The 12,508-nt window shown below is 52.8% G+C and carries 12 protein-coding genes; 2 read left to right on the forward strand and 10 right to left on the reverse strand.

Annotated elements, in window-relative coordinates:
* Nucleotides 1-2 precede the first annotated feature (2 nt).
* From ACIOTN_RS05955 to coaD, 6 genes are all read right to left on the reverse strand, one after another.
* On the reverse strand, nt 3-1,040 hold the full coding sequence (locus ACIOTN_RS05955; protein WP_388021784.1) for a glycosyltransferase family 2 protein: 1,038 nt from the start codon (nt 1,038-1,040) through the stop codon (nt 3-5).
* A 7-nt stretch (nt 1,041-1,047) separates the two neighbouring features.
* Nucleotides 1,048-1,836 carry an ABC transporter ATP-binding protein gene (locus ACIOTN_RS05960; RefSeq protein ID WP_402696327.1) on the reverse strand — a complete coding sequence of 263 codons (789 nt, stop codon included), beginning with the start codon at nt 1,834-1,836 and terminating at the stop codon, nt 1,048-1,050.
* A gap of 88 nt (nt 1,837-1,924) precedes the next feature.
* On the reverse strand, nt 1,925-2,773 hold the full coding sequence (locus ACIOTN_RS05965; protein ID WP_133833488.1) for an ABC transporter permease: 849 nt from the start codon (nt 2,771-2,773) through the stop codon (nt 1,925-1,927).
* Between the two features lie 136 nt (nt 2,774-2,909).
* Nucleotides 2,910-3,884, reverse strand: a complete 975-nt coding sequence (locus tag ACIOTN_RS05970) for an LCP family protein (RefSeq protein ID WP_400288821.1) — start codon at nt 3,882-3,884, stop codon at nt 2,910-2,912.
* A gap of 210 nt (nt 3,885-4,094) precedes the next feature.
* On the reverse strand, nt 4,095-4,997 hold the full coding sequence (gene galU / locus ACIOTN_RS05975; protein ID WP_402696288.1) for a UTP--glucose-1-phosphate uridylyltransferase GalU: 903 nt from the start codon (nt 4,995-4,997) through the stop codon (nt 4,095-4,097).
* Nucleotides 4,998-5,052: 55 nt separating this feature from the next.
* Nucleotides 5,053-5,523, reverse strand: a complete 471-nt coding sequence (coaD, locus tag ACIOTN_RS05980; RefSeq protein WP_105661166.1) for a pantetheine-phosphate adenylyltransferase — start codon at nt 5,521-5,523, stop codon at nt 5,053-5,055.
* Nucleotides 5,524-5,633: 110 nt separating this feature from the next.
* On the opposite strand from coaD, the gene ACIOTN_RS05985 reads away from it, so the two are divergent.
* Together ACIOTN_RS05985 and ACIOTN_RS05990 are read left to right on the forward strand one after the other, a co-directional pair.
* Nucleotides 5,634-6,845: an aminotransferase class I/II-fold pyridoxal phosphate-dependent enzyme gene (locus tag ACIOTN_RS05985; protein WP_402734913.1), complete on the forward strand. Its 1,212-nt coding sequence runs from the start codon at nt 5,634-5,636 to the stop codon at nt 6,843-6,845.
* On the forward strand, nt 6,842-7,624 hold the full coding sequence (locus ACIOTN_RS05990) for a spermidine synthase (RefSeq protein WP_402696292.1): 783 nt from the start codon (nt 6,842-6,844) through the stop codon (nt 7,622-7,624). Before ACIOTN_RS05985 ends, ACIOTN_RS05990 begins: the two co-directional genes overlap by 4 nt.
* On the opposite strand, the gene rsmD is transcribed toward ACIOTN_RS05990, so the two are convergent.
* From rsmD to ACIOTN_RS06010, 4 genes are read right to left on the reverse strand one after another with little or no spacing between them, the layout of a single operon-like run.
* Nucleotides 7,601-8,185: a 16S rRNA (guanine(966)-N(2))-methyltransferase RsmD gene (rsmD, locus tag ACIOTN_RS05995; protein ID WP_402696294.1), complete on the reverse strand. Its 585-nt coding sequence runs from the start codon at nt 8,183-8,185 to the stop codon at nt 7,601-7,603. The genes ACIOTN_RS05990 and rsmD overlap by 24 nt on opposite strands.
* A gap of 19 nt (nt 8,186-8,204) precedes the next feature.
* The gene (locus ACIOTN_RS06000; protein ID WP_402734914.1) at nt 8,205-10,391 is read right to left on the reverse strand and encodes an ATP-dependent DNA helicase RecG; all 2,187 of its coding nucleotides are present in this window, start codon (nt 10,389-10,391) and stop codon (nt 8,205-8,207) included.
* The gene (locus ACIOTN_RS06005; protein ID WP_105659158.1) at nt 10,384-11,352 is read right to left on the reverse strand and encodes a DAK2 domain-containing protein; all 969 of its coding nucleotides are present in this window, start codon (nt 11,350-11,352) and stop codon (nt 10,384-10,386) included. The genes ACIOTN_RS06000 and ACIOTN_RS06005 overlap by 8 nt, the downstream gene beginning before the upstream one ends.
* A 23-nt stretch (nt 11,353-11,375) precedes the next feature.
* A complete protein-coding gene (locus tag ACIOTN_RS06010; protein WP_388021772.1) occupies nt 11,376-12,422 on the reverse strand; it encodes an LCP family protein in 1,047 nt (348 codons plus the stop codon).
* Nucleotides 12,423-12,508 lie beyond the last annotated feature (86 nt).

Consider the following 12,508-nt stretch of genomic DNA (forward strand, 5'->3'; position numbering starts at 1 on the left):
GATTACCTAACGCGCCCTTTGTCGACAGTGCCGGCTGCCCCGCAAAAACGACCCTTGATGTATCCAAAAGCCCAAGGCAAATGGATTGCGGGGAAAGCACATGCTGCCAGCAACTTGTCTTTCAATCCTTTTGCGTTGCTAGTCAGCCCCGCAGCCAACGCGATCGCCGCATAGACCGCAGGTACGGCCTTGGCCAAGTTCAAAACTACGCTCACACCGGTTGGGGCTGCTTCGCGAACTAGCGGCTCAATTACAGTTGCCGCTAGTCCCGTTGCAACCCCCAAAAGCAATAGTGGTGGAACATCGTGGCGCAACGACTTACCTTCAGGGAAGCGCCGCGCAATTTCTGCTCGCCAAGTCCCCGAGGCCTTGGACTGGCTAATCAAGGATTTGAAGCTATCACGCGGATAGTAGCCGACCTTTAGTTCTGGATCGAACCAAACGGTGTGGCCCGCCTGGCGAATACGCAAGCAGAGTTCCCAATCCTGGGCTCGCCATAGTTCCTCGTTGTAGTAACCGACTTCTTCAAATACTTCGCGACGAAAGATACCGAGGTACGCAGATTCAGCAGGGCCTTCTGGGGCACCCGAATGATATGCCGGTCCGCCAAAACCAAACTTCGAATGATAAGCCGCTGCGATTCCTCGCTGGACAGGTGTACGCCCTTTTGCGTCCATCAGTCCCCCAACGTCGTGCGCATTCACGCGAAAAAGAGTTTCGATTCCACGTTGTGTGTAGTGCGACGGCAGCTCGCTATGGGCGTCGACGCGAATAACTATCGGCAAAGTAGACGCCCGAATAGCCAAGTTGAGACCAATGGGTGTTCTGCCAAGAGGATTATGGACTAATACGATTCTTGCGTCGGCATCAGCCAGGCGTCGGGCAACGTTGTTTGTTGTATCAGTACTGGGCCCTAATGCCAGTACAAGTTCCTTCTCGCCAGAATAGTCCTGCCCCAAGATCGAACTTACCGCTTCTTCAAGGTAGTCCGCTTCGTTCAGCACGGGCATGACATAGGAAACGCCAGGAAGTTGAGTCATGCGGGCCTTACTTCTTCGCTTTCAAGAATTTCTGATATTCCTTTATCACTGAAGCAGTGTCACCATCCATCATTTGCACACCCTTTTCAATCCAGATGCAACGATCACAGGTTTCCTTGATGGAATTCATAGAGTGGGAAACATTGAAAATGGTACCCGCGCTATCCCGGATTTCGCGGATTTTGGCCTCACTGCGCTTTCGGAATTTCGCATCGCCTACAGCAAGAGCCTCATCAACAATGAGGATGTCATGTTTTTTAGAAGCTGCAATCGCGAACTTTAGCCTTGCGCCCATGCCCGAAGAATATGTACGCATTGGGAGGTCGATAAACTCTTCGAGCTCGGCAAATTTCGTAATCTCTTCCCGCATCTTCTCGACTTCAGCGCGGCTATATCCAAGCGCCAACCCGCCTAGGGTAATGTTCTTGTCGCCTGAAAGATCGGGGATTAAAGCTGCGCCTACGCCAAGTAGGCTGGGGCGTGAACGAGCGAATACTGCGCCATCCGATGGCGGAGTCAGTCCAGTGATGGCCCTAAGCAACGTGGATTTGCCCGAGCCGTTCGAACCAATTACACCGATTGATTCATTTTCATAGGCGACAAAGGAAATTCCCTTGAGCGCATGAACTGTTCGAACACCTCTGAGCTTTGGTTGGAGAAGGCGGCGGGCGCCTGCGTTTCCAATTGCCTTGCCACTTGCAAACACCTCATACTTCACATGCAGATTATCGACGATGACGACAGGCTGCCTTGACGAATCCACAGTAATCGACTGCGACTCGACTTGGTCAGGCATCACAACATCGATGAAGGAGGTGTCATCTGAGAATATAGGCGCTGGCTCGTACTCCGGATGCAGCTGCGGGTTAATCAGATCATCGAAACTAATTCGCACGTCCGTACCTTTCTTCGGCCTTCCAGAAGAAGATCAACCCAGCGATAAGCATGAAAATTGCCCAAACAGATATAACCCACCATGCCTGCGGGTCATACTCAGCATGATCCATGATGAATCCACGAGCCAATTGCAGGGTCTGATATATCGGATGTATGTCGAAGATTGCAATCATCCAGGGCCAATGATTCAGAAGTCGTTCTGCGCTGAAAAGCACTCCTGAGGTGTAAAACAGAACGCGGCCAATCATGGGTAACACGTTCGAGAAGTCACGGACGTGCACAGTGATGCGAGCACAAATTAACGCGACTCCGAGGTTGAAAACAGTAAAGATCGCAAGGATCGGTATAATCCCAAACCAAGTCCACTTAGGGCTGGTACCAAGAATCAGAGCGTAAATGAACATCACTGCGATCATTGGCATGAGAGTCAGCAAGTTCTGGGTAACCTGAGCGACAGGCAGAGATAATCGTGGGAAGGCAAGAGATTGCACCAAAGCCGCATTTCCCGTGATCGACTTGGCTCCGCCGTTCATCGAGGTTGAAAAGAACTCGAAAAGGAAAACGCCGATCACGACATAAACGGGGAAATCGACACCTCGTGCGCCGCCCTGCAAGATGCCGAAGACAAATCCGTACACCAAAGCATTGAATGTCGGCTTGATTACGATCCATACCATCCCCAGGCGATTTCGCTGGTTCTGCGATTGGACGCGTGCTTTAGCCAGCTCATAAATGAACTCGCGGCGTTGCCATGTCTGCTTCAGATAGTTGACCAATGTTGGTCTTGCACCAACACGGTGCAAGCCGTATTTTTCGGCCTCATCTGCAACTGTCATGCGAATTATGTCCTCTTGTTCGAATGCTTCTTGATGCATTATCGGCTAAGCATAGATGTACAAAGTCTAGTAGATGGAGAGCTGTTCTTCTGGCTTTCGCTCTTCAGCTTGGTGTAGTACATCCCACATCTACTACTTACGGTGTTTCAGGCGGGTTTTCGCGAAGGTAGTCAGCCATGGCATCGCCTTGCAAAGCTTCGCTAATTTGAGCAATAGCGAGTTCGCTTGCCAATTCTATTGATTGCCCGTCTGCACTAGTCGATGTTCCAGCAGTTGGCATGGTGAACATCTCCATATTCTCCGTGTCCACGTTTTTGAGTTGCAAACCCAGTCCGACCAAGGTTGCGGCATCAAAGTTGTCGTCAAAGGTGAGATAGGGAGAAACCTTGTCGACGATTTCGTACAGCTTGACAGGGTTAGTTAATGTGCCTGATGAGAGCACCTGATTTGCTGCTGCAGCGATGAACTTGCGTTGATTCGCGACGCGTTGGTAATCACCATTGGTAAACGACTTTCGCTCGCGCACAAACCGAAGTGCGCGGTCGCCTTCCAGCGTGATGTCGCCGGCTGGGTAGAAGTAGTCCGTGTCGTTTGCCGTGAATGGGATCTCATTATTTACAGTCACACCACCGAGAGCAGTCGATAATTCACGGAACCCTTCGAAATCAACCATGGCTACATGATCAAGCTTGGTGCTGAAGAGTCCTTCAATCGTTTGCATCAACAGAGGAACCCCGCCAAGCGAGATCGCGGCATTGAGCTTGTTCATTCCATGCCCCGGAATCTCCACATACATGTCTCGAACCATCGACATAACGTAGACCTGTGAGCGGTCTTCCGGGATATGAACAAGCATCATTGAATCGCTACGTTGTGAAACTGCCCCATCAAGAGCTTGAGCATCGGCGGTACCTTCATCTGCATGATCGACGCCCAGTAATAAGACATTCATGGACTTATCTTCAGGATCTTTGATCGGACGAGCTTGCTCCTCGGCGTCTGAAAATCCTAAATCCACGGTATTAGATTTCGTGTTGAACTGGCGCTGCAAATCGAAAAGAACATAGCCGGTGCTGAGCACTGCCACCAGGAGCACTACAACTACAGACACGACGATGCCTTGTGTTCTCTTCTTTTTCCGACGTTCAGATCGAGTCCGCGCGCTCCGCGACAAAAAGACTGAATCTTGGTCTTGCACTATTCTCATTCCTACTCCACCGGGCAACGATCCCCCAAGGTCAACGGCAACCTGGGTGACTTCGCGCAATGAAAAAGACTACCCAAGATAAATGTGATTATCCTGAGTAGCCTAGGTCAAGAACTAGTCTTCTAGAGTTCTAACGAAATTCTTCAGCCAAGTCTTCAAGTTGGCCCCGAGTTCTTCGTTCTCCACAGCAAGGGCAATGTTCGCTTGCAGATAACTTAGTTTGTCGCCTGTGTCGTAACGCCGACCTCGGAAAACTACAGCGTGGACACCAGCTCCCTCCCCGTCGGCAGTCGCCAACTCTTGTAGAGCATCCGTTAACTGAATTTCATTGCCCCTACCGGGAGCCGTGTGCTTCAGAATCTCGAATACACGGGGATGCAGTAAATAACGTCCAATGACAGCTAGATTACTCGGTGCTTCTTCAACGCTCGGTTTCTCAACCAATCCATTAACTTTGACGTAGTCGGCATCCGCTACCGGGGACACATCTGCACATCCATAAGCACTGATTTGTTTCGGATCAACTTCCATCAGAGCAATAACTGAACCGCCAGTCGACTTTTGAATGTCAATCATGGAAGAAAGCAAGTCATCATCTTCATGGATCAAGTCATCACCGAGAAGAACCGCAAATGGTTCATCCCCTACATGTTGCTTGGCACATAAGACTGCATGACCCAGCCCGCGAGGATCGCGTTGCCGTACATAATGGATATCCCCCAACGCTGTGGCATCTTGCACCAACGCGAGCTTCTTCGTATCACCCTTCGCTTCCAAAGACGCTTCCAGTGACGGAACACGATCAAAATGGTCTTCAAGAGCGCGCTTGTTTCGTCCGGTAATCATCAGGACATCATTAAGCCCAGCACGAGCAGCTTCGGCGACAACGTATTGAATCGCTGGCTTGTCGACGACTGGGAGCATTTCCTTTGGCATTGCCTTCGTTGCAGGAAGGAAACGTGTGCCTAAACCGGCTGCCGGAATGACCGCTTTGGTAATAGCGCGAGGTGCAGACATAGTGTTGAATCCCCTATCTTCGGATTAGTTAATGGCGACAGTATTGCGCAACTACCTACGGATGAGTAAGCCTCTTGATTACAGCGCGCGGGAAGTACTCATCAACGTCCCCGCCAAGAGCCTGTACTTCCTTGAGCAGAGATGAGGAAAGATGCGTGTATCGCGTATCAGCCTGAAGGAAGACCGTTTCAACACCTGTCAGATGCCGATTCATCGTGGCCATGGGAATCTCATAGGCGTAGTCAACAGTGCTACGCAATCCCTTGACGATTGCTTCCGCTCCCTGCTCCTTGCAGAAATCAGCTAGCAGCCCCTGGCCCATCGGCACAGCGGAAACCCCACGCAGTCCACCGACAGTTTCTTCTACCATGGCGACTCGTTCGTCTTCGCTGAAGCGATACTTCTTGGAGTAATTCGTGGACACTGCCACGATCACCTCATCAAAAAGGCTCGCCGCACGCGCAATGATTTCGACGTGTCCATTATGAATTGGGTCAAAAGAACCCGGGCATACCGCTCTTCGCATGAACTGAATCTATCAAGAACTCATGTCAAATTAGCGATCTGGTGTGAATGTCTCGTAAAGATTCCATGACTTAATACCCTCGTTCCTCTGTACGAGACGATAATGGACTTATGAGCATTGAATTCACTCCATGGCAGCGAACCGCATATGGTGCCAACCTACTAGATTCCAATGGACAGCCCGGAGTGACGATCTTTGAAGAAATCACCGCATTAGCGAATCACCACAAGGCCATCAATCTAGGCCAGGGGTTTCCCGATTCCGAGGGTCCACCAGAAATCAAGCAAATTGCCATCGACGCAATTCAAAATGGCGCTAACCAATACGCACCAGGTTCAGGGACCCTGAACCTCCGCGAAGCTATCGCTGCGCATCAGGAACGGTTCTATTCGTTGAAGCTTGACCCGGAGACTGAGATTGTCGTTTCCACAGGCGCAACTGAAGCCATCGCCGCTTCTCTGCTGGCATTCCTGGAACCTGGCGATGAAGTTGTGACCTTTGAGCCTTACTACGACTCCTATGCAGCCATGATTGGGTTGACCAACGCTGTGCATAAGGTCGTTCAGCTCAAGGCTCCGAATTTCGAACCAGATTTGGATGACCTTCGACGTGCAGTCACTGACCAGACGCGGGTAATCCTCGTGAATAATCCCCATAATCCAACTGGCACCGTATTAGATGTTTCAGTGCTCCAAGAAATCATTGCCCTGGCGCATCAGCACAACTGCATCATCATCGCCGATGAGGTCTATGAACATCTGACTTTCGGTGTGCGACATGTTCCCATCGCGAGCTTGCCCGGTGGACCAGAGCGAACCATCACCATTTCTTCAGCGGGCAAGTCTTTCTCCTTTACTGGCTGGAAAGTAGGCTGGGCAACCGGTCCTCGCCAACTGATCACTGCTGTCCGTACAGTGAAACAGTTCCTGACCTACTCCTCGGGCCCAGCGTTCCAACCGGCAGTAGCGAAAGCCCTGCAACTTCCAGACGCCTTCTTCGAGCGCTTCGCCGCCGATCTCGGACAGTCGGGAGAAATTCTCGCATCCGGCCTGGAAACAGCTGGCATCCCGGTAATTCGCCCGAAGGGTACCTACTTCTTGGTTGCTGATGTACGTGGCTTTGAATTGAATGATGCTGCTGAAGTAGCCCGAATGATGCCCGAGTGCCTCGGCGTTGCGGCGATACCGATGTCGACCTTTGTCCATCCCGAAAACCGAAGTGACTACCAGGGCCTGCTGCGCTTCGCCTTCTGCAAAAAGCCTGACGTGATTTCCGATGCGGTTCAGCGATTGCAGCGCCTGCCAGAGGTGCTGTCCAATTGACACGAAAGCCGGCTAAACGGTGGCTTGGTTTCGTACAGGAACACGCCACGATTTACGACGATGACTTGGTCCCCGGGTCAAAAATACTCGCCATAGGCGACGCGCCCCAGTCGCATGTCAATCTTTCGCATCCGGAAGAAGTCTTCTACGAATATCTCGCGCGCATTGCCAATCATCTGAAGGTCCTGCGCCCAGAGGAGCGTCCAATGAAGATGCTGCATCTCGGCGCAGGCGCTTTGACTCTGGCTCGCTGGGCGAGTGTGGTTTATCCGTCGAGTACTCACGTAGCTGTAGACATTGAGCGGGAACTTCTTGATTTCGTTCTCACGCATCTGCCTTTGCCTCAAGGCTGCGATCTATCCCCAATTGTTGCCGATGCAAGGAGCGTGCTTGCCGAACAACTGGTCGATGAAAAGTTTGACGTCATCGTACTGGATATCTTCTCTGGGCCGGACGCACCAGAACACCTCACCACCGACGGCTACTACGCAGAACTCAAGAATTCATTGGCCAACGACGGATTGCTGTTCGTGAACATTGGCGATGATCCTCCCTTGGATTTCACTTGTTCTCAAGTTGAGGCAGCAGGTTCCAGCTTTGAATTCGTGATGCTGAGTTCAAGTCCGGAAATGTTTACCAAGCGCTTCCCCGGGAACTTGATATTGACAGCGTCCCGCCAACGATTCCGGGACGATCTAATACTCCAATGCCAGGCAGCGGGACCACACCCGTCAGAGGTTCGCCATTCGATGGATCTAGATGGGTTCTGCAAACCATAGGTGCGTTTCGCCGTATTTCTTGTCGGCGAACTTCTCCATGGCGCTCGGCCATGTTGGTTCTGGTGAACGACCGGAACGCTCGACGATCACGGTGGCATCTTCAGCTAGGATTCTGGATATCTTCTCGAGCGTGGAAGCTAGTTCTTCTTCAGTCAGCGGGTAAGGAGGATCCAGCAAGACCACGTCAAAGGTCTTGCTGGGCACTCCCGAAACCGCGTTGTAATACCCATCGAGGACGCTATCAACACTCCCGCGCTGAACCGTAACGGTATCGGTCTTCAGAACCTTATTCACCAGTGCTGCATTTTGCTGGCAAGCAGAGACCGCTTTGGGCGCCTTTTCTACCAGAACAACCTGCCGCGCCCCGCGGCTGGCTGTCTCGACGCCTAGCGACCCTGATCCTGCAAAGAGATCCAGTACTCGTGCGCCAGAGAGGATATCCCAGCTTTCCAAACGGGAGAAGAGAGCCTCTTTGACCCGGTCCGTTGTAGGGCGTGTTGCATCACCAGGTACGGACTTCAGTGGACGCCCGCCAGCGGCTCCAGCGATTATTCGGCTCATTGCCTAGATCTACCTTCAATCAGTTCTTATTCAAATATTCTTTGGTGGATTCATCAAGCCAATTCCCGGCAACCGCCAGGAGTCCGGGGTGTTGACGTCCCCAGTTGCCATCGGCAAGGAGGAGACCCGCATCGGTTCTAGCCCGCTCAATAAGCGTGCGATCCTTGATGATGCTCAGTTCCCGCAACGACGATCGGCTACCCGATTGCTGAACGCCAAGGATATTTCCTTCTTTGCGTTCCGCCAAGTCTGCTTCAGCTAGCTCAAAGCCATCGATTGTTGACTCGATCGTCTTCAATCGTCCTACCGACGGATGGTCCGCGTCCAACCATGTGGTCATGAGGCACGTCCCGGGAAATCCGCCACGGCCTACGCGGCCACGCAGCTGGTGGAGCTGCGAGATGCCAAAGCGCTCAGCGTCCATGATCACCATCAACGTCGCATTATGAACGTCAACACCAACTTCAATGACAGTCGTAGAAATCAGCACGTCAATTTCGCCACGTGCAAAGGAATCCATGGTTTCTTGCTTGTCTGCTGCATCCAGTTGCGAGTGCAGCGCTTCGGTACGTATCCCAACAAATTCAGGCATCCCACCCAGCAACTCCTGCATGGCTTCGACGCTCATGGTTTGTCCGGCAGAATCTTCATAGGTCGCTAGGAGAACGCCTTCTTCCGCTGTCGTGTCCGAAATTCTTGGACACACCACATAGACTTGGTGGCCCTTCCCGACTTCCTCAATGATCCTTGAGAACAACCTGTCCCGGAAACCGGTCAGCTGCATGGGCACAATATGCGTTTGGATCGGTGCGCGCCCGGCGGGCAGGCGCTTGATTGTCGACGTGTCCAAATCGCCGAACACGGTCATAGCGACGGTTCTCGGGATCGGCGTAGCAGTCATGACCAGGGTATGCGGGACTGAGCCGGCCGCCTTAGCCCGCAAGGCATCGCGCTGTTCAACGCCAAAACGATGTTGCTCATCCACGACGACTAGGCCAAGTTCAGCGAATTGCACCTGATCGCCCAGCAGGGCATGCGTACCAATAACCAGTCCTGTTTCGCCGCTGGCAATACCTAATAGAGCTTCACGACGCTGTGCAGTTTTTGCAGAACCTGTCAGGAGCGCGACTCCAGTTCCTTCGCCTTCGCCAAACAATCCGGGTTCTGCGAGGTTGCCAAGCATCTTCTTGATAGACGCATAGTGCTGCGCGGCCAGGACTTCTGTCGGCGCTAGGAGCGCCGCCTGTCCTCCGGCATCGATCACCTGCAAGATGGCGCGAAGCGCGACAATGGTCTTGCCGGAACCTACCTCTCCTTGCAGTAAGCGATGCATCGGATGTGGCTGTGCCAGATCGGCAGAGATTTGTTCTCCGACAAGGAGCTGGTCTTCGGTCAGGGTAAACGGCAGGATGGCATCAAATTTATCGGCCAGTCGTCCTGGCACCTGTGGACGCGCGATAGCTTTCTGCGCTCCCAGCTGGCGACCGCGTTCCCCTAATGCCAGCTGCAGCATGAAGGCTTCTTCAAAGGCAAAGCGCTGTCGAGCCACGTAAGCCTGCTTGATTTCTTTGGGAAAATGTCGATCCAAGAACGCTTGATGGCGTACTGGGTAATGATGGGTGCGTAGCAGTTCTGCTGGAAGAAATTCAGGAAGATTCTGATCTGTGAATTGTTCCATCAACAACGCCATCAAATCCCTGATGCGCTTATTCGGCATCTTCGCCGAAGCCGGATAGATCGGGATAGGGCGCGGATCCGCCTGTGATGCCTCATCCAGGATCGCGTATTCGGGCTGGCTCAGCTGCAGATGGTCTTGGTACCAGCCAACCTTGCCGCTGAACATTGCAATAGTTCCAATATCCAAGTCCGTTCGGGCTTGGTAACCATTGAAGAAGGTCATCTTCAGCTCTTGGCCGCCTGCACTGAGCTCATCGCTAACGGTCACTTCAAAAATGAAACCGCGACGCGAGTGCATCTGCCGCTGGCTAACGTTGACCACCTGGGCTACAACGGTGACGTGCTCGTCAAAGGGAAGCTCTGAAATTGGCGTAAGTTCGCCTACTTCGACATAGCGCCGAGGAAAATGCCAGAGGAACTCCCCCACTGTGCTGTAGCCGAATGCCTTTTCCAGCGCGGTGGCGTTCTTATTACCGAGGAATGTTGAGAGTTCTGCATTCTCAAACGTGGTCAGCGTTGTTTCAGCCATCGTGGGTGCACAGATCGGTGACGCTGATATTCACTGGGTCACCGTATTTCTTGATCAGGTCCAAGGCTTTTTCAGACTCCGGGACATGCACATGTACGCGCCAACGGTAGGTGTCTTCTTCAAGCTGGTTTACCGGGGACATGATCACGGAATTGCCCATGGCATCTAGCTGACCGCGCAGAGTAGCGGCGCCTAATGCATCCAGAGAGACAGTGCACATGACTTCGACGCCGGTTTCAGTGTCATTGTTCAGATGGACATGCGGATCCTGGACCTGATAGCCATGGAATTTCTCGTAGGACTCAAAATCAGTGGCGTCGCTTCGAATAGCAGCGCAAAGTTCATCGATGATGATCAGCATGCCCACCGCGCCCGCATCTACTACACCGGCTTCAACGAGGGACGGGAGCTCTGTTTCAGTTCCCTTCACTGCCAATCGAGCCGCTTGGCTCATCTGGGTCAATACCGTGTCCAACGCTGCACGGCTCTCTAAATCACACTTCAAGTGAGCAAGGGTCGATCCTGCGGCCAACGCGATGGCGTTGATCACGGAGAGCATGGTGCCTTCGACTGGTTCACTCAGTGCTGACCAGGAGCGCACCTTGGCACGTTCAAGCCCAAGGGCTAGCAGCGGCGCGGTAAGCCGCTCGTAACCGACCCACGGTTCACTCAGGCCGCTGAGGAATACAGCCAACAGGGTTCCAGAGTTGCCGCGCGCCGATTCCATTGACGCGCGCGCGGCAACTTCTAAGAAGCCACCGATGTCGTCGCTTTCCAGTTTACTCACTGCATCGTGACCTGCCCGTGCAGTCAGATACAGGTTACTGCCCGTATCTCCGTCTGCTACCGGGAAAACGTTGATGGCATTGAGCCGGTCAGAATGGTTCCCGAGACTCTTGACACTCCGTGCGAGCCATTCTCTGATGGCACGCACCGAGGTATCGAGTTTTTGGGGAGTCATGGAAAGTTGGTCCTTCAGTGGAGTTATCGTGACAGGTCAGTAGTTTCTACGAACTCTGCCATCTTGTCTTCTTGCAGTGCCTTGCCAAACTTCTCAATCACTTCCATATCCGGAATGACAATTGACTGTCCGTCGGCCGAACGTCCCGGGCCCTTGTTTGGAAGGGTGAAGAATTCCATATCGCTCGAACGCAGGTTCAGCATGGAGGAAGCGTAAGAGGCAACCTTGCCAGAATCCAGAGTTTCATCAACTGCAATAAACGGTGCAATTTGAGAAACAACTTCAGAGACCTTACCCGGGTTGGTCAGGGTTTCCTTGGACATCAACTGACCAAGCAAAGCCTTGACGAAAAGCTGCTGGTTCTTGACGCGCTCGTAGTCGCTGCCTGGGAAGGACTTGCGTTCACGGACAAATGCCAGTGCCTGTTCACCGTCCAGGGTTTGAACACCCTCTGGGAAGTACATGCCATTAACAATTGACTGCTTGAAGCCTCGCGGGTTATTAACGGTAACTCCGCCCACTGCGTCGGTTAGACCCTTGAATCCTTCGAAATCGACGGACGCGACGTGGTTAATGCGAACGCCAAAGAGCCCCTCAAGGGTTTCGACTGCTTTGGGCACTCCACCGCTGGCAAAAGCACGGTTGATCTTGGCAGTTCCTACGCCCGGAATATCAAGCCAGGTGTCGCGCATGACGGAGGTGACAAACACATTCTCGCGGTCTGCAGGAATATGAACCAGCATCATGGTGTCTGAGCGGCCACCGTTAGGCAGGGTACCAAAGTCTTCGCTGTCCTCATCCGCCTCACGAGTTGCGCGAGTATCGCTTCCGAGCAGCAGGATGTTGACGGCGTCCTTGGACTCGTCATTGACTTCAGGACGAGTTTCTTCCGCGGGGAAGGCATCCGTAATCGTCTGGCTTTCAGAGTCGAAAGTTCTGCCAAGGTTCCAAAGGTAACCGGCGGCAACAAGCGCCGCGACCATGACGAGGGCAAGCACGCTTAAGACGATGGCTCGCCCGGTGCGCTTTTTCTTTTTGCGCGGTCGCGCTGGGTGCTCTTCAAAGGACATTTGCTACCTTTCACAGTTTCAACTCTGTACATCCTATCTTTCAGAGTGCCGATGTAGTCTTATAACGTGTCTAAAATCAGCTTGAA

This window comes from Glutamicibacter sp. NPDC087661 (genome assembly GCF_044743275.1).
Taxonomy (GTDB): Bacteria; Actinomycetota; Actinomycetes; order Actinomycetales; family Micrococcaceae; genus Glutamicibacter.

Coding starts and splice junctions, on each gene's coding strand:
- ACIOTN_RS05955 (WP_388021784.1), bottom strand. CDS start 1,040: ATGACTCAACTTCCTGGCGTTTCCTATGTCATGCCCGTGCTGAACGAA.
- ACIOTN_RS05960 (WP_402696327.1), bottom strand. CDS start 1,836: ATGCCTGACCAAGTCGAGTCGCAGTCGATTACTGTGGATTCGTCAAGG.
- ACIOTN_RS05965 (WP_133833488.1), bottom strand. CDS start 2,773: ATGACAGTTGCAGATGAGGCCGAAAAATACGGCTTGCACCGTGTTGGT.
- galU (WP_402696288.1), bottom strand. CDS start 4,997: ATGTCTGCACCTCGCGCTATTACCAAAGCGGTCATTCCGGCAGCCGGT.
- coaD (WP_105661166.1), bottom strand. CDS start 5,523: ATGCGAAGAGCGGTATGCCCGGGTTCTTTTGACCCAATTCATAATGGA.
- ACIOTN_RS05985 (WP_402734913.1), top strand. CDS start 5,634: ATGAGCATTGAATTCACTCCATGGCAGCGAACCGCATATGGTGCCAAC.
- rsmD (WP_402696294.1), bottom strand. CDS start 8,185: ATGAGCCGAATAATCGCTGGAGCCGCTGGCGGGCGTCCACTGAAGTCC.
- ACIOTN_RS06000 (WP_402734914.1), bottom strand. CDS start 10,391: ATGGCTGAAACAACGCTGACCACGTTTGAGAATGCAGAACTCTCAACA.
- ACIOTN_RS06005 (WP_105659158.1), bottom strand. CDS start 11,352: ATGACTCCCCAAAAACTCGATACCTCGGTGCGTGCCATCAGAGAATGG.
- ACIOTN_RS06010 (WP_388021772.1), bottom strand. CDS start 12,422: ATGTCCTTTGAAGAGCACCCAGCGCGACCGCGCAAAAAGAAAAAGCGC.